This is a genomic window from Prevotella ihumii (assembly GCF_900155655.1).
Taxonomy (GTDB): domain Bacteria; phylum Bacteroidota; class Bacteroidia; order Bacteroidales; family Bacteroidaceae; genus Prevotella; species Prevotella ihumii.
This window is the reverse complement of sequence record NZ_LT706987.1, coordinates 2,777,414-2,797,176: the sequence shown is the minus strand read 5'-3', so window position 1 is coordinate 2,797,176 and position 19,763 is coordinate 2,777,414. Positions and strand designations below refer to the sequence as shown.

Below are 19,763 nucleotides of genomic sequence, written 5' to 3'. Positions count from 1 at the left end.
ATTGGATGCTTACACTTTAAGTTGATCGATGTATAGATAAAGAGTAGATAATAAGGTGGGGAAAAAGTATAAACACAAGTGTTAAATATATGTTAAATAACACGCATAACTTTGGTGTATATCAACTAAAAGTTATATATTTGTAATATCAAAATGATATTACTTTAAAACAACGAATAAATTTAAAAACAATCGACTATGGAAAGTAAAGAATTTAAGTTTTCGGGTATGAAGCTCAATGGCTTCTTGATGCTTCTTTTGAATGTAGTTGCATTTTTGGCAGGTGCTTACTTCTTGGTAGAGCTGTTTATGCAAGAAGAAGTCTACTTGTTCTTTCTTGCAGTAGCTTGTGCCTTTGTTGTGCTTTTTATCTTTGCTGGCTTTGTAAAGGTTGAACCTAACGAGGCACGTGTAATGATGTTCTTCGGACAATACAAGGGTACGTTCAGCGAGGTGGGTTTCCATTGGGTTAATCCGCTCATCAATACCAAGCGACTTTCGCTCCGTGCTCGTAACATCGACCAAACTCCTATCAAGGTGAACGACAAGACGGGTAACCCAATTATGATTGGTATGATGCTGGTTTGGAAAGTGAAAGATACCTATAAGGCAATCTTCGACATTGATTCTGAATCGATGGCAGGTGGCGACCTAAATGCTAAGGTTGGCACTTCAACAAGCGACCTGATGTTGGCTTTCGAACGCTTCGTTCGTGTGCAAGGCGATGCAGCTTTGCGCCACGTAGCAGGACTTTACGCTTACGATAATGTGGACGAAAATGTACACGGGCAGACCCTTCGCGACAATAGCGAGGAGATAAATAAGCTCTTGGAACAAACCCTTGATGAGCGTTTAGAGATGGCTGGTATAGAAATCTTAGAGGCTCGCATCAACTACCTTGCATACGCACCAGAGATAGCTGCGGTTATGCTTCGCCGTCAGCAAGCCGATGCCATTATTTCGGCTCGTGAAAAGATTGTGGAAGGTGCGGTATCAATGGTAGATATGGCTTTGCAGAAATTGGATAAGGAGAGCGTTGTGGAGCTTGACGACAGTCAGAAAGCCGCTATGGTGAGCAATCTGATGGTGGTATTGTGTAGCGAAAGTGCTACCCAACCTGTAGTAAATTCAGGTACCCTGAACATGTAATATAAATAATGTCTTAACCCCTTCAATGAGTAAATGGCAAAGAAGGAAAACAATACCAAAAGTTTCATCCTTCGTGTCGATGTCGATACGATGAGTGCGATAGAAAAGTGGGCAGCCGACGAGTTTCGCTCAACCAATGGACAGTTGCAATGGATTATCAATGATGCGTTGCGCAAGGCTCGGAGGTTGCCTAAAAAGCAGAAAAACAATGAGGAAGACAGCAACAAGAGAGCTTGATAATGAAATACATTATTTTATGCCACGAACGTGCAAGTCTACTATTTGGGAGGTGGCAGCTGCGCTCCTTTATATTGTAGGTTGAGTATTGCTCCTTGTACTGCGCTGTTTGGATTTCTTGTTTTTATCGAAGAAGGTCAGGCAGAATTTGGTTTTTATGTTTGTAGTTTTTTACAACTCATCTTGCTTTTTATAATTGTCCATATTGGAAATTATCGGTTAGATGATGTAATATGTAGCGAAGAAGCATTAAGCAATCAGCTTATTGCACGAGAAGAAGAAAGAAAGAGAAAAGAAAAGTTCCACCCGAACCTTTCCAAGTGAAAGGTGGGGTGGAACTTTTCTTTGTCTTATCTGAATCTAATGGTTTTTTGTCTTAATGTTTTAGGTGCGTCGGCTTATTTCAAAGTACCATTGTTAGCCTTGTTAATCATATCCTCTGAAGCATACATATATACCTCAACACGGCGGTTAGCCTGACTTACACGCTTGTCTTCGATAGGATTTGAGCTTCCAAGACCTTCTACAGTGCGGATTTGAGCACCACTTACGCCCTGTGAACGGAGATAAGAAGATACGGCATCGGCACGCTTTTGAGACAAAGGAATGTTGATATTGTCGTTACCCGATGCGTCTGTGTAACCCTGAATAGCTACGTCGCAATCAGAATTCTTCATCATAACCTTTGCAAAGTCTGCCAACTCTTTCTTTGAAGTTGCGTTGAGGTTAGCTTTATTTGTTGCGAAGAGAATGCCTGAATCGAAAGTTACTTTCACACACTCTAAGCCGTTAGCGTCAGTAGTTTTCTCTACCTTAGCGTTCTGTACCTGTGCTGCAGTCTCGCGAGCAACCTTGTCCATATGACGACCAATCAATGCACCTGCGCCAGAGCCTACTGCTGCACCGATAGCTGCACCAATCATAGTGCCTTTAGTGTTCTTTCCAATGATGTTACCAACAATACCGCCAAGCACAGCACCAGCACCACCGCCACCTAATGTATATGTTCCTTGTTTGGTAGCACAACTTGAAACGAGTGTAGCTACACATAATCCTGCTGCAATTGTCTTTAAATTTTTCATAATCTTTCGTTTTTTAATCTTTCTTTGTTTTACCTTTATTTAGAGAGTTAGTGGCGTCCGATAGTTGATAGTATTTGCTTGAAATATCAACAAAGATACAACAAATTACCTATTGTTTATCGTTATGCCAACTATTTTTTGTATTTTTGCACAAAGTTATAGATATTCAGCCTTTGTTGCAAGGGGTTTTCCCTAAACAAAAAGGAGTATTTCCTATCTTTGAGGTGGGATTTTAGCCTTGCAACCATAAATAGGCTATTTTAAAAAGGTAGATAAAACGATTACAATATATTATGGCAAAAGAACTCAAAGACCTTACCAAGAGAGCCGACAACTACTCTCAATGGTACAACGATTTGGTTGTTAAAGCAGAATTAGCAGAGCAGTCGCCTGTAAGAGGGTGTATGGTTATCAAGCCATACGGCTATGCTATATGGGAAAAGATGCAAGCACAGTTGGACAAGATGTTTAAGGAAACAGGTGCACAGAATGCTTATTTCCCCCTCCTTATACCGAAGAGCTTCCTCTCAAGAGAGGCTGAACACGTGGCAGGGTTTGCTAAAGAGTGTGCCGTAGTAACGCATTATCGCCTTCGTTCTAATGAGGAAGGAAACGGAGTAGAGGTTGATCCAAATGCAAAGCTCGACGAGGAACTTATCATACGTCCAACCAGCGAAACCATTATTTGGAACACTTATAAGAATTGGATACATTCTTATCGCGACCTTCCATTGATGTGCAACCAGTGGTGTAACGTGATGCGCTGGGAAATGCGTACACGTCCTTTCCTCCGTACATCAGAGTTCTTGTGGCAAGAAGGTCACACAGCACACGCTACAAAGGAAGAAGCAGTAGAAGAAGCTAAGACTATGCTGAAGGTATATGCCGACTTTGCTGAACAATACTTGGCTATTCCTGTAGTACAAGGTGTGAAGAGTGAGACTGAACGCTTTGCAGGTGCGCTTGATACCTATACTATTGAGGCAATGATGCAAGATGGTAAGGCTCTTCAAAGCGGTACTTCTCATTTCTTGGGACAGAACTTTGCGAAGTCGTTCGATGTGACTTTCCTTAACAAAGAGAATAAGCCTGAATATGTTTGGGCTACCTCTTGGGGCGTAAGTACTCGTCTTGTAGGTGCGTTGATTATGACCCACTCTGACGATAACGGACTTGTTTTGCCTCCAAAGATTGCTCCTATCCAAGTAGTAATCATTCCTATCTTCAAGGGAGAGGAACAATTGCAGGCTCTAACAGAAAAGTTGCAACCTGTAATCAATGAGTTGAGAGCTTTGGGCATTACCGTTAAGTTTGACAATGCCGACAATAAGCGTCCTGGATTTAAGTTTGCTGACTACGAACTCAAAGGTGTGCCAGTGCGATTGGCTATGGGTGGTCGCGATTTGGAGAACAATACCATTGAGATAATGCGTCGTGATACACTTGAAAAGGAAAATGTGAGCTTCGATGGCATTGTTGAGCGTGTGAAGAACTTGCTCTATGACATTCAGGCAAATATATATAAGAAGGCTGTAACTTTCCGTAACGAACACATTTACGAGTGTGATAACTACGAAGAGTTCAAAGAAAAGGTTAAAGATGGTGGTTTCTTCCTCTGTCATTGGGACGGTACTGCAGAGACAGAAGAAAAGATTAAGGAAGAAACACAGGCTACAATACGCTGCGTTCCATTTATGTTTGAACAGACAGAAGGTGTCGATATGGTAAGTGGAAAGCCATCTAAGCATCGTGTGTTGATAGCAAGATCATACTAAATAATTAAGTTTTATGGGTTAATAGTAAAAGTTTTGGGGGTTCATCGGCTGTGAAGTTGGTGAACCTATTTTTATGTTTTATGCCCGAAAACTTAGTTTCTCACATCAATATGGTGGTATTGATATATATATATAAAGGTGAGCATTTTACACGAAAAATGCTCACCTTTATTCTTTTTTTATTGTTTATCTTGACTCTTTCAAAGTTTATCTTGACTCTTTTAAAGTTTATCTTGACTCTTTCAAAGTTTATCTTAACTTTTTCAGAGTTTAACCTTGATGCTTTAGCTTACAGCCTTTGTCTTTTAAAAGTTTTGTTTTAGCTGCGTAAACCTACTACCTTTATTCTAATAAAGTTGCAGCTCTTACACGGCTGAGTGTCTCTGGTGTCATCTGCAAGTAGCTTGCAATGTAAACCAAAGGTGCACGAAGAATAACTTGCGGACTCAGTTTGCACATCTTTTTGTATCTGTCTTGTGCTGTTTCAAAGCGCACTAAGTCTGCGTGAACTTGTGATATGATAAGACTTTCCTCTAATATTTTTCGGAACAGAATTTGAATATTCACATTGTGTAATGCTACCTGCTCCAACTTACGTTTGGGCATCGCATATACCAATGTAGGTTCTAAAGCCTCCACCTGCAAGGAGGTTGGTTCTTCGCGGAACAAACTTTCAATACACATAAAGATAGTGCGGTCTTCTCCAAGGTGCTCGGTGATTTGCTTTCCGTTCTTGAAGTAAAACTGTCTAATCAGTCCGTGTTCAATATAATATATATTTTCGCATACCTCCCCTTCACTTAAAATCATTTCACCCTTAGCATATTTAAGGGGAACGAGAATACTTTCAAGCACATCCAACTCATCGTGAGTCATCGTACTGTACTTACGTGCCAACTCACGTGCGATGTCGCGAGTGTTAATGGCTTCTTTCATATTAATTCCCTCCTAATTATAATGTTAGTCTAATTTTAATACAGCGAGGAACGCCTTTTGTGGTACTTGTACATTTCCCACTTGTTTCATACGTTTCTTACCTTTCTTTTGTTTCTCCAAGAGTTTGCGTTTACGGCTCACGTCACCACCATAACATTTTGCGGTAACGTCCTTTCGCACCTGTTTGATGGTCTCACGTGCCACAATCTTCCCCCCAATAGCTGCTTGAATTGCAATATCAAACTGTTGTCTTGGAATAAGCTCTTTCAGTTTCTCACACATTCTGCGACCAAAGGCCACAGCATTGCTTTCGTGCGTTAAGGTCGAGAGCGCATCAACAGGTTCACCATTGAGCAAAATATCAAGTTTGGCAAGCTTCGATGGACGGAACGAGTCTATGTGATAATCGAACGAGGCGTAACCCTTCGAGATACTCTTCAGCTTATCATAAAAATCGATAACAATTTCGCCAAGTGGTATCATAAAAATGAGTTCCAATCGGTTTCCGCTCACATAGTTTTGGCTTACCAATTCGCCACGTTTATCCAAACAGAGCGTCATAATAGGGCCGATATAGTCTGCCGATGTAATAATCGAAGCCTTGATATAAGGTTCTTCAATGTGCTCTATCATTGTTGGTTCGGGCAAACCTGACGGGTTGTGCACTTCTTTGCTTTCGCCCAATTTGTCGTAAACCATATAACTAACGTTAGGTACGGTGGTGATAACGTCCATATTGAACTCACGGTCCAATCGTTCTTGAATAATTTCCATGTGGAGCAATCCTAAGAAACCACAACGGAAACCGAAGCCCAAAGCTTGCGAACTCTCTGGCGAGAAAGTAAGCGAAGCATCGTTCAGTTGGAGCTTTTCCAACGAAGTACGTAGATTTTCGTAGTCGGCAGGGTCAACAGGATAGACACCGGCAAAGACCATTGGCTTCACCACTTGGAAACCTTCAATTCCAGTAGCGCAAGGGCGGTCAATGTGAGTTACGGTATCGCCTACTTTCACTTCACGTGCGTTCTTTATACCTGAAATGATGTAGCCCACTTCGCCCGTAGAAAGCTCTTTCTTAGGCATCATTTCCATCTTCAGCACACCCACCTCGTCAGCGTCATACTCCATACCTGTCTGTACAAACTTCACTTTATCGCCTTTGCGAATTGTTCCGTTTGTTACCTTGCACAAGGTGATGATACCACGAAACGAGTTGAATATAGAGTCGAAAATCAATGCCTGTAACGGTTCGTTTTTATCTCCCTTAGGACAGGGCACACGCTCTATGATGGCTTTGAGAATATCTGGCACACCCTCGCCCGTCTTTCCGCTCGCCCGTATAATATCTTGACGGTCGCAGCCAATAAGGTCGATGATTTCGTCCTCTACCTCTTCGGGCATTGCGTTAGGCATATCTATTTTATTGATAACTGGTATGATTTCCAAATTGTTATCAATAGCCATATAAAGGTTCGAAATTGTCTGTGCCTGCACACCCTGTGTAGAGTCGACAATGAGCAATGCCCCTTCGCAGGCAGCAATGCTTCGCGATACTTCGTACGAAAAGTCGACGTGTCCAGGGGTATCAATAAGGTTGAGCACATACTTCTCTCCCTCGTGTTCATGCTCCATTTGTATAGCGTGACTTTTGATTGTAATACCGCGTTCACGTTCCAAGTCCATATCGTCGAGCATTTGTCCGCTTGTTACTTGGATAGTCTTTGTATATTCCAAGAGGCGGTCTGCCAACGTAGACTTGCCGTGGTCGATATGTGCAATGATACAGAAATTTCTTATGTGTTTCATCAAATGTTCTTCTTTTAACGTGCAAAATTACCAAAAAAAAGTGAGAAATAAGAAATATCAAATCATAAAATTGCACAAAAACAGCTATCTTTGCATTCTATAAAGTAAAATGTGTGGTTAGTGAGGGGCAGAATGGTCATAAATTCCCCTTTCATACCACCCACTTAATCCGTATATCAATGAAACGAGTAGTATTTTTGTTTACGCTCTGTGCTATGCTCTGTGCGTGTCACGGAAGTTTAGAAGACAGGGCTGCTAAGGAGTGTGAGGAGTTTACGCTCAAGAAGTGTCCCACGCCAATGGTCAATAACACGCAGTTGGATAGTATGGTGTACGAGCCTAACACTCGCACTATACATTATTATTACACTTTCTTCAATGAGGTGGACGACGAACGTGTAATTAATGCCCATAAAACCGAACTTCGCAAAACATTGCTTGAAACGATGAAAGCCGAAACAGGTTCGAAGATGTACAAGGACGCTGGCTTCAACTTCAAATATAGCTATGCTTCGAACAAACAAAAAGGTAAGGTGTTGTTTGAGGCCAATTTTACGAAAAACGATTATAAATAAGGGGTTGTTGGGCAGTGTATCTCAATGATGCTCTTTTAACATTTAAAATGGCGAAATAGGATTGTTCTTTATTTCGCTTTTAATGTTTTAAAAACGAAAACTTGATGTTTCGTTTGTCAAAGTTCAACTTTGGGGAGGTCATACATATATGTTTAGCCTTGCCAAAGTTGAACTTTCAGTTTCTCAAAGTTTACTTTTAGCCCTCCTAAACACCGATAAATCGTCTCTTTTTTATCCATCATTTCTGTTTTGTAGTTCTATATTTACGATTGTAGGGCATTGTGTTTTTGCACACTATTGTTAGTCAATATGGTTTTGCTCTGTTTGTCAGTAAGTTGCAGTTGCACACCTATTTATCCCACCTTTTTGTACAAAGCCACTGTTGAACGTAAATACGAGAAATATGGCAGTTTGTTTTAACATTACAGATAGATAATTTGGTAAAATGGAAAACCATACATCGCAAAAAGAACACTTCAAATAAGGCAAATTAATACTTTATTTGTACTTTCCCCTTTGGTTTATGCCCTTTTTGCCTCTGTTCTAAATGTTACCAATTATTATACAGACCTTAAAAGTTCCTAATTTATAAGTTTTCGGAAACCTTTTTAATATTATTTAGATACAAAGACTATTCTATAACTGATAAAAGTATTAATTTTGCGTGATATTAAAAATTGACAATATAAATATTAAATACTTATGGCAGAAGCTATAGATATTCGCGAACTAAATATAAGAATTGAGCAGAAGAGCGCATTTGTTTCCAATCTCGTCGATGGTATGCACAACGTTATTGTTGGGCAACGCCATTTGATAGACTCTCTTCTTATCGGTTTGCTTAGTAATGGTCACATTCTTTTGGAAGGTGTACCGGGTTTGGCGAAAACATTGGCTATTAAAACGCTGTCGCAACTTATTGATTCGCAATATAGCCGCATACAGTTTACCCCCGACTTGTTGCCTGCCGATGTAGTGGGCACACAAATCTACTCGCAGAAAGACGAACGCTTTCACGTAAAGAAAGGTCCTGTATTTGCTAACTTTGTTTTGGCTGACGAAATCAACCGTGCGCCTGCTAAGGTTCAGAGTGCGCTTTTGGAAGCTATGCAGGAACATCAAGTTACTATTGGCGATGAGAGCTTCTCGCTCCCTACACCTTTTATGGTGATGGCAACTCAGAACCCTATCGAGCAAGAAGGAACCTATATGTTGCCCGAAGCACAGGTAGACCGCTTTATGCTGAAAGTGATAATCGACTATCCAACACTTGAGGAGGAAAAACTCGTTATCCGTGAAAACCTTCGTGAGCGTATGCCGGAGGTGCGACCACTCATTACAGCCAACGACATTTTGGAAGCTCGACGAGTGGTGAACGAGGTTTATATAGATGAAAAGATAGAGCAATACATTGCCGACATCGTCTTTGCTACACGTTATCCCGAACGTTATGGCTTGGGCGAGTTGAGCCAAATGATTACTTTCGGTGGCAGTCCTCGTGCAAGCATCAATCTTGCCAAGGCAAGCCGTGCCTATGCTTTCATTCGTCGCCGTGGCTATGTGGTACCCGAAGATGTGCGCGCTGTGGCATACGATGTGTTGCGTCACCGCATCGGACTATCTTACGAGGCTGAAGCAAGCAACGTAACTACCGAAGGCATTATCAGCGAAATTATCAATAAGGTACAAGTTCCATAAGCAAGGCTCAACGAATGAACACAACTGATATTCTAAAAAAAGTACGCAAGATAGAGATTAAGACCCGCAGTCTTAGTCAAAACATCTTTGCAGGACAATACCATTCCGCCTTCAAGGGTAGAGGAATGGCATTCTCTGAAGTGCGCGAGTATCAGTATGGCGACGATGTAAGAGATATAGAGTGGAACGTTACGGCACGTTTTCATCACCCTTTTGTTAAGGTATTTGAGGAGGAAAGAGAACTCACCGTAATGTTGCTCATTGATGTGAGTGGGTCGTTAGACTTTGGTACTACCAAGCAGATGAAGCGCGACCTTGCTACCGAAATAGCAGCAACCTTGGCTTTCTCGGCTATTCAGAACAACGACAAGATAGGTGTAATCTTCTTTTCGGACCATATAGAGAAGTATATCCCACCTAAGAAAGGTCGCAAACACATTCTCTATATCATTAGCGAAATGCTCAATTTTAAGGCCGAAAGCAAGCGCACAGATATGAAGGTGCCAATAGAGTTTCTTACCCGTGTGGTGAAACGCCGTTGTACATCGTTTATTCTAAGCGACTTCTATGTGCGCTCCGATTTCCAAAACGAGCTTACCATTGCCAATCGAAAGCACGATGTGATAGCTGTTCAGGTGTACGACCCACGTGCAAAAGAGTTGCCCGATGTGGGACTTATCAATGTGGAAGATGCCGAAACAGGACACGAAATGCTCATTGATACAAGTAGCAAAAAACTGCGTATGGCGCACAAAGCCTACTGGATAGAACAGCAAGACCGCTTGCATAACATCTTTTCACGTAGCAATGTAGACTGCATATCGGTGGCAACTAACGAAGATTATGTGAAGAAACTAATGGCATTATTTGCACAGAGAAATTAATGAAAAGGCTTTTATACATCCTATTCTTATCGCTCACAGCGGCGATGGCTTCAGCTCAAGTAAAGGTTGAAGCAAGGCTCGATGTGCCAAAAATCCTCATAGGCGAACCTTTGCATTGGAATGTTGTGGTAACAGCACCTAAGCATAGCAAGGTAAGTTATGCACTTTTTGCAGACTCTACCCACGTACCTAACAATGTGGAACTGATGGAACAACACATTGATACTACCGATGTGAAAGGCGAAAAGGTGATAACATTCTCGCATACGCTCACCGCTTGGGAGGCTCGCAATTATGAATTGCCTGCACAGGCTGTAAGTGTGGATGGAAAAACCTATACTACCAATCGTTTAGCCTTCGATGTGAAAGCCGTAGATGTGGACACTACTGCCACAGTTTTGGCACGTCCTGCCGATGATGTACAGAAGTTGCCCTTCGATTTGAACGAATGGTTGCCTTATTTTTGGTTGAGTGTGACGGTTGTAGGCTTGCTCGTATTGGCGTTTTTCATCTATCTTCGCTTGAAGAGCAAGCGGCTCTTGGTGCGTCCACGCAAGAACCAACACCCACTATTGCCTCACGAAAAGGCTTTGCAAGCTATAAATAAGGTGAAGGCAGAGAACAATGAAGGGGTAGACGACCAAAAGGCATATTACACGGCATTGACCGATATTCTTCGTCAGTATCTTGCCGATCGCTTTGGCATCAACGCTATGGAGATGACCTCTTCGGAGATTGTAGACCGATTAAGAAGTGAGCGTGACCAAGCAAAACTCTTAGAATTGGAACACGTATTCCGCACTGCCGACTTGGTAAAGTTTGCCAAATACTCTACGCCCGACGATGAGCGCACTTACTCGTTGACCAACGTTGTGGCGTATATAGAAGAAACAAAGACCACCTATGTTCCACAAGTGGAGGACGAAGCGGAAGCCATTGCCGAAGCAGAAAGACGTAGTAAACGCATAAAACGTTGGCTTCGCCTTGCTATGATTATGGTTGTAGTGGTGGCTATGGCACTCCTTGTGTATGTGGTGCGAGGTGTAATGATGTTGATAGGATAAGGAGGACGAAAATGGAATTTGCAAACAAAGAATACTTACTACTCCTATTTCTCCTCTTACCTTATATAATATGGTACTTCCTTTATAAGCGCAAGAGCGAGCCTACATTGAAGATGAGCGACACATACGCCTTTGCCAATGCACCAAAGAGCTGGCGTATGCGCTTGATACATCTGCCTATGCTGTTGCGCTGTGCGGTGTTTGCCCTTGTGGTGATAATCCTTGCCCGTCCGCAAACTATCAATCCGATGGGCAATGAAGAAGTGGAAGGTATCAATATTATGCTGGCTGTGGACGTGTCGGCAAGTATGCTCTCCAACGATGTGCAGCCCAACAGAATAGAAGTGGCAAAGGACGTGGCAAGCGAGTTTATCGCTGCTCGCCCTACCGACAATATTGGTCTTACTATCTTTGCAGGTGAAGCCTTTACGCAGTGTCCAATGACCACTGACCAAGCAACGTTGCTGAACTTGTTGCGCCATATCCGTGCCGACTTGTCTGTGAATGGTATCATACAAGATGGAACTGCCATAGGTATGGGTTTGGCAAATGCGGTGAGCCGACTGAAAGATGCCAAGGGAAAAAGCAAGGTTGTGATACTGCTTACAGACGGTAGCAACAACGTAGGCGATATTTCGCCACTTACTGCAGCCGAAATAGCAAAGAAGTTTGGCATACGTGTTTATACCATCGGTTTAGGTGTAGGGGCAGAAAATGCTCAAGGACAGGTAGTTGCCGACATTGATTACAAGACATTGCAGAATATTTCGGCAATGACCGATGCAGCGTTCTATCGTGCTGAAAGCCGTTCCGAGCTCTCACAGATATACAAAGATATTGACAAATTGGAGAAATCTAAGCTCAGTGCATCAAGTTATGCTAAGCGTTACGAGGCTTATTTGCCTTTTGCGGTGTTGGCGTTGTTGCTCTTTGCGGCAGAGATTATCTTTAGAACCATAGTGTTGCGCAGAATACCATAATGTTGGTACGATGCCAAAACTATTGGAAACGAAATAAGAAGAAACGATGTTTAGATTTGCAAATCCTACATATTTATGGCTCTTGCTGCTCATTCCTATATTGGCAGCGATGTACCATATATGGTCGTACAAGCGTAGTAAGCGTATGAAACGTTTGGGCGATGTGGAACTTTTGCGCAAGTTGTCGCCCAATGTATCGAAGTATCGACCTTTGGTGAAGTTCTATTTGATGGAACTTATCTTGGCGCTCATCATCATAATGGTGGCTCGCCCACAGATAGGAACAAAGATTTCTAACGAGAAACGTGAAGGCATTGAGGCGATTATAGCAATGGACATCAGCAACTCTATGTTGGCTGAAGATGTAAGTCCTTCACGCTTGGACCGCAGTAAGATGTTGGTGGAAAATCTTGTCAATCGTTTCACAAACGACAAAGTAGGTTTGGTGGTCTTTGCAGGCGATGCTTTTGTGCAGTTGCCTATGACGGCAGATTTTGTTTCGGCTAAGATGTTTCTCAACAATATCGACCCTTCGCTTATTGGAAGTCAAGGTACTGATATTGGTGGAGCAATAGAATTGAGTACTGCAAGTTTCTCTAAGAATACCCACTTTGGTAAGGCTATTATCATCATTACCGATGGCGAAAATCACGAGGGTGGAGCAGAGAAGGCAGCAGAGAAGGCACGCAAGTTGGGCATCAATGTGTTTATACTTGGAATAGGGTCAACTTCGGGTGCACCTATCCCAATGGAAGACGGCAGTTATCTGAAAGATGAAGCAGGAAACACGGTGATGACAAAACTCAACGAGGAGATGTGTCGCAAGATAGCATCGGCAGGTCAAGGCACATATATCCACGTAGACAATACAACAGCAGCCGAAACACAATTGGACAACCAATTGAACAAGCTGCAGAAAGGTGAGATTGCGGGCGTTGTGTATAGCGACTACGATGAGCAATACCCTGCTGTTGCGCTTATTGTTTTGTTCCTATTGGTTGTAGAGGTTATGCTGATGGAGCGTAAAAACCCATTAACCAAAAAGGTGAACTTATTCACAAAGAAGTAAATGGCAAAGAGAATATACATATTGTTATTGTTCGTGATGGCGGTATTGAGCCTGTGTGCACAAACCGACCGTGAACTTGTCCGACGAGGCAATGCCTATTTCGGGAAGAAAGATTATGCGCAAGCCGAAGTATGTTTTAAGAAAGCTCTTTTTGCAAATGGTAAAAACGCAATTGCAGCTTACAATTTAGGTTGCGCATTACAGGCACAGAAGAAGGATTCGGCTGCAATAGAACAATACACGAAAGCAGCAAAAGGCGAAGAAAACAAGATGCGCCGTGCAAGTGCCTATCATAATATGGGAACTATTCTTCAGGCACAAAAAGATTATGGGAAAGCCATTGAAGCATACAAAAATGCTTTGCGTTGTAATCCTAAACACGCCAACGCACGTTACAATCTTACGATGTGTATGAAGCAAAACAAAAATCAACAGCAGCAACAACAGCAGCAAAGCAATAGCAACAATAAGGATAAACAAAAGAAAAAGGAGCAGAACAAGCCCCAACAAAATAAGAAAAACAAGCAAAAGCCACAGCAACCCAAAGAGGATAATATGAGCAAAGACAATGCCGAACAACTCTTGAATGCTGCTATGCAGGAAGAAAAAGCAACACAACAACGGTTGAAGAAGTATATGAAGCAGCCGTTAAGCAAAACAAACGTGAAGAATTGGTAAAAGCATTATGAAACGATATATCTACTTATTACTTACAATCATTCTGCCAACACTCGTTCAGGCACAGCACGTGAGGGTCTTTGCCCCACGACAAGTGGCTGTAGGCGAGGAGTTTCAGGTGGAATACACGGTCTATTCCGATAATGTGGACGGACTGAAATTGGGCAATCTGCCTCGTGGAATTGAAGTCTTAGCAGGTCCTTACTATGCTTCGCAAAAGAATTTTCAGGTGGTAAATGGGCACATGAGCAGTTCTTCGTCTGAAACATTTACATACGTTTTTGTTGCAACTAAGAAGGGTAGCTTTAGTATTCCTCCAGCTCGTATCTCTGTAAATGGACAGACCATAGCTTCTACACCTGTAAAGTTGTTGGCTTCGGGCAATGCGAATGTCAATCGAGCTGCAAGTGCAAGTGGTGGTCGTCAAGATGTTACAGTTACACGACCTGAAACACGCAATGTGGGCTCGAAGGATTTGTTTATCAAAGTTACAGCCAACAAAACAAGAGTTCACGAACAAGAACCTGTATTGCTTACTTACAAGGTATATACCAATGTAAATTTGATGCAATTGGTAGGAAAGATGCCCGACTTGAAAGGCTGCCACACGCAAGAAATAAAGCTCCCACAGCAAAAAACATTCCATACTGAGCGAATAGGCGGTCGCACTTATCGTTGTACTACGTGGAGCGAGTATGTGCTTTATCCTCAAGTAACGGGAAAGATACACGTTCCTGCGGTAACGTTCCGTGGAGTTATTCGTCCTGATGTGGACGATTTCGACCCCTTTGCATTTATGTCTGATGGGGCAACAGATATTGAGAAAAACATTGTAGCTGATGGCATTACGATAGATGTATTGCCCTTGCCAGCTAAGCCAGACAACTTCTCTGGTGGTGTGGGACGTCTGAATATTACGGCTCAAATAGATAAGGCTGAATTGAAAGAGGGCGACCCGCTGAACTTGCGTATTGTCGTTGGAGGAATAGGAAACTTAAAGTTGATGAAACAACCTGTGGTTCAGTTCCCTGAAGGGTTCGATAAATATGACCCAAAAGTTTCTGATAAGACACGTTTAACAACAAATGGGGTTGAGGGAAATATGGTTTACGACTTCCTTGTCGTTCCTCGCAAGAAAGGCAGTTACACCATTCCTCCTGTGAAATTGGTTTATTTTGATACAGCAAGCAATAGTTATAAAACTGTGCAAACCACTCCTTTTAAGATTAATGTGGAGAAGGGAGACGGCACAACAGAAGAGGTTGCAACACTCGCAGGTAATGCCAATCAAGATATTCACGGACTTAAAACCAACGAAAAGAAAGCACTTTCGGGCAATCATTTCTATGGTTCGTTAAGCTATTGGGGTATTCTGCTGTTTTTAGTAGGTCTTTTTGCAACAGGATTGACCGTTCTCCGCAAGCGTGCCAATATACGTGGCGACATTGCTGGATTGAAAGGAAAGAATGCCGAACGTGTGGCTATAAACCGCTTACATAAATCGAAAGTATTTATGGAAATGCGTAAGGGCGCGGATTTCTATGACGAAATTCTCCGTGCATTGTGGGGTTATGCAAGCGATAAATTGAATATTCCTGCCGAACAACTCTCTCGTGATAATATAAAAGATAATTTCTTAAAGATGGGAGTTGCAAATACAGCTATCGATAAATTTATCAGCGCATTGGACGAGTGCGAATTTCAACGTTATGCCCCTGGAGATGAGAGAGGCAATATGTCGGCAACGTTTGAAGTGGCAGTGGCAGCCATAACAGAGATAGAACAATCGGTGCGTGAACTAAAAAGCAATAAACGAATGGGAAATAATGCTATAAAGTCGGCAACACTTATCCTTCTTATGGTTGTGGCAGGAATATTTGCTCCGCAGAAAGCCGATGCCGTAACTGTGAAAGATGCAGCGAAAGCATACGAAAAAGGCGATTATTTGCAAGCTATAAAAGATTACGAAGCCTTAATAAAGGAAGATGCAACGGCTGACTTGTATTACAATCTCGGCAATGCGTACTATCGCAATAATAGCATAACGCAAGCCGTTATAGCATACGAACGAGCCTTAAAACTTGCTCCAAGTGATGCCGATATTCGTTTCAATTTGCAGTTGGCACAATCAAAGACCATTGACAATCTTGGCAACGAGTCGGAAATGTTCTTTGTAAGTTGGTTTAAGAATTTGGTTTACTTTATCAGCTGTGATGCTTGGGCAGCTATTAGCCTTGGTGCACTCTTCTTTGCTTTAGCCTTTGCATTGCTTTATTTCGTGTCAACCAATGTGGGTGTACGCAAGTTAGGTTTCTTTTCAGCCCTCTTCTTTGGGTTGATTTTCATAGCTTCAACCTATTTTGCAGCTGCACAAAAGGGCAGTCAGCAAAATCATAATGGAGCTGTAATCGTTTCTTCTATAGTTGCAATCAAGTCAACACCCGATGCTAAAGGCGAGAACGTTATGATGCTGCACGAAGGAACACGAGTAGAGATAACCGATAGGTCGATAGATGGGTGGCGAGGTATCAAAACTCCCAATGGCAAAACGGGTTGGATAGCAGTAAAAGCCATAGAGGAAATATAATGAAATTTGAACAAAGATATAAAGACATGAAAGGAACTGAATGAGTCTGAACGACCTTTTAGAATTTGATAAAGCACTTCTCCTCACCTTGAATGGGAGTGAGAATATGTTCTTAGACCACGTAGTGCTGGTGTTTACATCGGGTGTTACGTGGATTCCGCTGTATATATCCCTGCTGTATTTGGTGATTAAGAACAACGAAAAGTGGAGTCAAATCTTGCTTATTATCAGCGCAGTAGGTTTGTGTATGTTGGCTTCCAATGGTCTTAATGGTGGCTTTATCAAACCTACCATAGCTCGTTTGCGTCCGTCGGTTGAACCTTCTCTTGCTCATCTTGTCAGTTTAGTAGATGGATATACGGCAGAAGGATACAGCTTTTTCTCAGCTCACGCCTGCAATAGTTTCTGTGTTGCAGTGTTCTTTAGCCTGTTAGTTCGCAGCAAATTGCTTACTTCTTTGCTCTTCCTTTGGGCTTCGCTTACGGCTTGGACTCGTCTTTATCTCGGTGTACATTATCCTTTCGATGTTGCTGTGGGTATGCTTGTCGGAAGTTTAATTGCAGTGCTCATTTACATTGGATTTATGGTTATTTATCGAAAGATGACTCCCAAAATATCATACGTTTCCACACAATATTCTTCTACGGGCTATAGTTTGTCCGATATAGATGTAGTGGTAACGGTATTCATACTCACCTGTTTGTATTGTGTGTTCCGTGGAACGCTAATGGCAGGTATATAAACAAAGAAAACAAAACGATGTCAATAGAAACAAAACATATAAAAATATCGGATTATAACTATCCTTTGCCCGATGAACGCATTGCTAAATTCCCTATTGCAAAGCGTGATGAGAGCAAGCTATTGTTGTACAAACAAGGCGAAGTGAGTGAAGATGTGTTCTACAATCTTCCAACTTATCTGCCTAAGGATGCGTTGATGGTGTTCAACAATACCAAGGTGATACAGGCACGAATGCACTTTCGCAAGGAAACAGGTGCACTTATAGAAATCTTCTTGATGGAACCTGCTGCTCCTACCGACTACGAATTGATGTTCCAAACCAATGCGCAATGCTCGTGGCTGTGTATGATAGGCAACCTTAAAAAGTGGAAAGAAGGAGAACTAAAGCGCGACTTTGAAATCAATGGTAAGCAACTCACACTTACTGCACGTGTAGACCGCACGAAAGTAGAAGCAGCTGTGGGCGGCACAAACCATTGGGTAGACTTCTCTTGGAACAATGAGAAGGTGTCGTTTGCTGAAATTTTGGAAGCTGTGGGCGAACTTCCTATCCCTCCTTATTTGAACCGAAACACCGAAGAAAGCGACAAAACCACTTATCAGACCGTTTATTCTAAGGTAAAAGGTTCGGTAGCAGCTCCAACAGCTGGACTCCATTTTACTGATAAGGTGTTGCAATCGCTTGACGAAGCGGGCATTGTGCGTGACGAACTTACCCTCCACGTGGGTGCAGGTACGTTCAAGCCTGTTAAGAGCGAGGAGATAGAGGGACACAATATGCACACCGAGTATGTTGTGGTGCAGCGTCATACGCTTGAAAACTTATTGAAACACAATTGTACAGCCATTGCTGTGGGTACTACCAGTGTGCGCACGCTTGAAAGCCTTTACTATATGGGCGTTAAATTGGCTATCCACCCCAATGCTACGGAAGACGAATTGCACGTAAACCAATGGGACCCATACGAATACGAACACAACGATGAAGGACTTGTAATTGTAAATGGAGAGATAATAAAGCCTGAAATGGCAATCCAAAACCTACTAAACTATCTTGAAAAAGATGGTTTAAAAGCCCTTCATTCCAGCACACAAATTATCATTGCACCAGGGTTTAAGTACAAGATTGTGAAGATGTTGGTTACAAACTTCCATCAACCACAGTCTACACTCTTACTCCTCGTGAGTGCATTCCTCAATGGCGACTGGCATAAGGTATACGATTATGCCCTTAGCCACGATTTCAGATTTCTCAGCTATGGCGACAGCAGCCTGCTGATACCCTAATTTTTAAATGTAAAGACAATGAAAATAGGAGATAAAGTACGTTTCTTAAGCGAAGTTGGAGGTGGTAAAATCTCAGGCTTCCAAGGTAAGAATATAGTTTTGGTAGAAGATGAAGACGGTTTTGAAATACCAACCCCCATCTCCGAAGTGGTGCTTGTGGGCAATGAAGATATGACCACTGCCAAGATAAAAAAACTTGAACAACAGCAAAAAGAGGTAGAAGAAGGCGAAGTAAAGTCAATCAAAGCACGTTTAGCTGACCACGGTGGCTCTACTGATGCCGATTGGGACGCCTTGGAAGAAATAGATTACGACCCTTCCGACAACTTTGTTGCCCCTGTCAAAGAGCGTGAGGGAGGCGATAAACTCGCTGCTTACCTTGCCTTTGTGCCTAATTCGATCCGTGAATTGGCAAATACAAAGTTCTCATCATATATGGTGAACGACTCCAATTTCTACATCCATTATATATATATGGTGAAAGAAGGAGGCGACAAGTGGAGCTGTAAGTCGGTAGGAGAGATAGAGCCAAATACCAAACTCTACATTGAGGAATTTGCTTACACTGACCTCAACAACCTTCAAGATGCAGCTATCCAACTCTTTGGCTACAAATTGGATAAGCCATTTGAGCTTAAACCTGCCTTAGATGTCAAGATACGGATAGATGCAACCAAGTTTTACAAGCTCAACACCTTCCGTGAGAACGACTTCTTCGAGTCGCCAGCCTTGTTGTATCCTATCACAGAGAAAGACAAAGTGGAGCAAGAGGAAATAGAAGTGAAACTCGATTTGCCTAAAAAGCTACAAACGAGCAAAACCAAGGAGGTTAAAGAAACAACAGCACCTGCTCGCAAATCGTTGGAACATCGCTATGAGGACAATCAAAGCAAGAGCCATCGCACCAAGCAGATACTTCGCAACGACAAAATCATTGTAGACCTTCACGCTGACGAACTTCTTGAAACCACAGCGGGAATGAGCGCAGGCGACATCTTAGAATACCAAATGAATGTATTCCGTTCAACCTTAGAGCAATACAAAGCCAAGGTAGGACAAAAAATAATCTTCATTCACGGCAAGGGCGAAGGCACTTTGCGCCGCTCACTCCTCCGTGAACTCAACTATCGTTACAAGAAATATCAATATCAAGACGCATCTTTCCAAGAATATGGCTATGGTGCTACTCAAGTAACGATTACAAACTAAAAA

General features: G+C 42.3%; 18 protein-coding genes. 15 read left to right on the top strand and 3 right to left on the bottom strand.

Features of this window, described 5'->3' with window-relative positions; all coding sequences use genetic code 11:
- Positions 1 to 198 precede the first annotated feature (198 nt).
- From CZ367_RS12185 to CZ367_RS12175, 3 genes are all read left to right on the top strand, one after another.
- Positions 199 to 1,149 (top strand): SPFH domain-containing protein, encoded by a 951-nt coding sequence (locus CZ367_RS12185; RefSeq protein WP_077197093.1) that lies wholly within the window; start codon positions 199 to 201, stop codon positions 1,147 to 1,149.
- 33 nt (positions 1,150 to 1,182) lie between these two features.
- Positions 1,183 to 1,386, top strand: coding sequence for a type II toxin-antitoxin system antitoxin (locus tag CZ367_RS12180; RefSeq protein WP_077197092.1), 204 nt, complete (start codon positions 1,183 to 1,185; stop codon positions 1,384 to 1,386).
- A gap of 81 nt (positions 1,387 to 1,467) precedes the next feature.
- Positions 1,468 to 1,710 carry a hypothetical protein gene (locus CZ367_RS12175; RefSeq protein WP_077197091.1) on the top strand — a complete coding sequence of 81 codons (243 nt, stop codon included), beginning with the start codon at positions 1,468 to 1,470 and terminating at the stop codon, positions 1,708 to 1,710.
- A 74-nt stretch (positions 1,711 to 1,784) separates the two neighbouring features.
- Here the strand turns inward: CZ367_RS12175 and CZ367_RS12170 are convergent, their stop codons facing one another.
- The gene (locus tag CZ367_RS12170; RefSeq protein WP_077197090.1) at positions 1,785 to 2,468 is read right to left on the bottom strand and encodes an OmpA family protein; all 684 of its coding nucleotides are present in this window, start codon (positions 2,466 to 2,468) and stop codon (positions 1,785 to 1,787) included.
- Positions 2,469 to 2,761: 293 nt separating this feature from the next.
- On the opposite strand from CZ367_RS12170, the gene proS reads away from it, so the two are divergent.
- On the top strand, positions 2,762 to 4,243 hold the full coding sequence (gene proS, locus CZ367_RS12165; protein ID WP_077197089.1) for a proline--tRNA ligase: 1,482 nt from the start codon (positions 2,762 to 2,764) through the stop codon (positions 4,241 to 4,243).
- Positions 4,244 to 4,585: 342 nt separating this feature from the next.
- Here proS and CZ367_RS12160 read toward each other — a convergent pair whose 3' ends face one another.
- Together CZ367_RS12160 and lepA are read right to left on the bottom strand one after the other, a co-directional pair.
- Positions 4,586 to 5,179 (bottom strand): Crp/Fnr family transcriptional regulator, encoded by a 594-nt coding sequence (locus CZ367_RS12160; protein WP_077197088.1) that lies wholly within the window; start codon positions 5,177 to 5,179, stop codon positions 4,586 to 4,588.
- Between the two features lie 24 nt (positions 5,180 to 5,203).
- On the bottom strand, positions 5,204 to 6,985 hold the full coding sequence (lepA, locus tag CZ367_RS12155) for a translation elongation factor 4 (protein WP_077197087.1): 1,782 nt from the start codon (positions 6,983 to 6,985) through the stop codon (positions 5,204 to 5,206).
- Between the two features lie 179 nt (positions 6,986 to 7,164).
- On the opposite strand from lepA, the gene CZ367_RS12150 reads away from it, so the two are divergent.
- From CZ367_RS12150 to CZ367_RS12100, 11 genes are all read left to right on the top strand, one after another.
- Positions 7,165 to 7,560 carry a hypothetical protein gene (locus tag CZ367_RS12150; RefSeq protein WP_077197086.1) on the top strand — a complete coding sequence of 132 codons (396 nt, stop codon included), beginning with the start codon at positions 7,165 to 7,167 and terminating at the stop codon, positions 7,558 to 7,560.
- A 702-nt stretch (positions 7,561 to 8,262) separates the two neighbouring features.
- Positions 8,263 to 9,258 (top strand): AAA family ATPase, encoded by a 996-nt coding sequence (locus CZ367_RS12145; RefSeq protein ID WP_077197085.1) that lies wholly within the window; start codon positions 8,263 to 8,265, stop codon positions 9,256 to 9,258.
- 14 nt (positions 9,259 to 9,272) lie between these two features.
- Positions 9,273 to 10,142, top strand: coding sequence for a DUF58 domain-containing protein (locus CZ367_RS12140; protein WP_077197084.1), 870 nt, complete (start codon positions 9,273 to 9,275; stop codon positions 10,140 to 10,142).
- Complete coding sequence (locus CZ367_RS12135) at positions 10,142 to 11,206, top strand: BatD family protein (RefSeq protein WP_077197083.1); 1,065 nt, start codon at positions 10,142 to 10,144, stop codon at positions 11,204 to 11,206. The genes CZ367_RS12140 and CZ367_RS12135 overlap by 1 nt, the downstream gene beginning before the upstream one ends.
- Before the next feature lie 11 nt (positions 11,207 to 11,217).
- Entirely contained in the window at positions 11,218 to 12,186 is a 969-nt protein-coding gene (locus CZ367_RS12130; RefSeq protein ID WP_077197082.1) for a vWA domain-containing protein, read from the top strand.
- A gap of 46 nt (positions 12,187 to 12,232) precedes the next feature.
- Positions 12,233 to 13,255, top strand: a complete 1,023-nt coding sequence (locus CZ367_RS12125; protein ID WP_077197081.1) for a VWA domain-containing protein — start codon at positions 12,233 to 12,235, stop codon at positions 13,253 to 13,255.
- Positions 13,256 to 13,933, top strand: coding sequence for a tetratricopeptide repeat protein (locus CZ367_RS12120; protein ID WP_077197080.1), 678 nt, complete (start codon positions 13,256 to 13,258; stop codon positions 13,931 to 13,933).
- Between the two features lie 7 nt (positions 13,934 to 13,940).
- The gene (locus tag CZ367_RS12115; RefSeq protein ID WP_077197079.1) at positions 13,941 to 16,520 is read left to right on the top strand and encodes a BatD family protein; all 2,580 of its coding nucleotides are present in this window, start codon (positions 13,941 to 13,943) and stop codon (positions 16,518 to 16,520) included.
- Positions 16,521 to 16,560: 40 nt separating this feature from the next.
- Entirely contained in the window at positions 16,561 to 17,262 is a 702-nt protein-coding gene (locus CZ367_RS12110) for a phosphatase PAP2 family protein (RefSeq protein ID WP_077197078.1), read from the top strand.
- Positions 17,263 to 17,279: 17 nt separating this feature from the next.
- Positions 17,280 to 18,551, top strand: coding sequence for an S-adenosylmethionine:tRNA ribosyltransferase-isomerase (locus CZ367_RS12105; protein ID WP_077197077.1), 1,272 nt, complete (start codon positions 17,280 to 17,282; stop codon positions 18,549 to 18,551).
- A gap of 18 nt (positions 18,552 to 18,569) precedes the next feature.
- Positions 18,570 to 19,760: a DUF2027 domain-containing protein gene (locus CZ367_RS12100; protein ID WP_077197076.1), complete on the top strand. Its 1,191-nt coding sequence runs from the start codon at positions 18,570 to 18,572 to the stop codon at positions 19,758 to 19,760.
- The last annotated feature ends 3 nt before the right edge of the window (positions 19,761 to 19,763 follow it).

Coding starts and splice junctions, on each gene's coding strand:
- CZ367_RS12185 (WP_077197093.1), top strand. CDS start 199: ATGGAAAGTAAAGAATTTAAGTTTTCGGGTATGAAGCTCAATGGCTTC.
- CZ367_RS12140 (WP_077197084.1), top strand. CDS start 9,273: ATGAACACAACTGATATTCTAAAAAAAGTACGCAAGATAGAGATTAAG.
- lepA (WP_077197087.1), bottom strand. CDS start 6,985: ATGAAACACATAAGAAATTTCTGTATCATTGCACATATCGACCACGGC.
- proS (WP_077197089.1), top strand. CDS start 2,762: ATGGCAAAAGAACTCAAAGACCTTACCAAGAGAGCCGACAACTACTCT.
- CZ367_RS12125 (WP_077197081.1), top strand. CDS start 12,233: ATGTTTAGATTTGCAAATCCTACATATTTATGGCTCTTGCTGCTCATT.
- CZ367_RS12105 (WP_077197077.1), top strand. CDS start 17,280: ATGTCAATAGAAACAAAACATATAAAAATATCGGATTATAACTATCCT.
- CZ367_RS12110 (WP_077197078.1), top strand. CDS start 16,561: ATGAGTCTGAACGACCTTTTAGAATTTGATAAAGCACTTCTCCTCACC.
- CZ367_RS12100 (WP_077197076.1), top strand. CDS start 18,570: ATGAAAATAGGAGATAAAGTACGTTTCTTAAGCGAAGTTGGAGGTGGT.
- CZ367_RS12115 (WP_077197079.1), top strand. CDS start 13,941: ATGAAACGATATATCTACTTATTACTTACAATCATTCTGCCAACACTC.
- CZ367_RS12145 (WP_077197085.1), top strand. CDS start 8,263: ATGGCAGAAGCTATAGATATTCGCGAACTAAATATAAGAATTGAGCAG.
- CZ367_RS12170 (WP_077197090.1), bottom strand. CDS start 2,468: ATGAAAAATTTAAAGACAATTGCAGCAGGATTATGTGTAGCTACACTC.
- CZ367_RS12130 (WP_077197082.1), top strand. CDS start 11,218: ATGGAATTTGCAAACAAAGAATACTTACTACTCCTATTTCTCCTCTTA.
- CZ367_RS12135 (WP_077197083.1), top strand. CDS start 10,142: ATGAAAAGGCTTTTATACATCCTATTCTTATCGCTCACAGCGGCGATG.
- CZ367_RS12160 (WP_077197088.1), bottom strand. CDS start 5,179: ATGAAAGAAGCCATTAACACTCGCGACATCGCACGTGAGTTGGCACGT.
- CZ367_RS12180 (WP_077197092.1), top strand. CDS start 1,183: ATGGCAAAGAAGGAAAACAATACCAAAAGTTTCATCCTTCGTGTCGAT.
- CZ367_RS12150 (WP_077197086.1), top strand. CDS start 7,165: ATGAAACGAGTAGTATTTTTGTTTACGCTCTGTGCTATGCTCTGTGCG.
- CZ367_RS12120 (WP_077197080.1), top strand. CDS start 13,256: ATGGCAAAGAGAATATACATATTGTTATTGTTCGTGATGGCGGTATTG.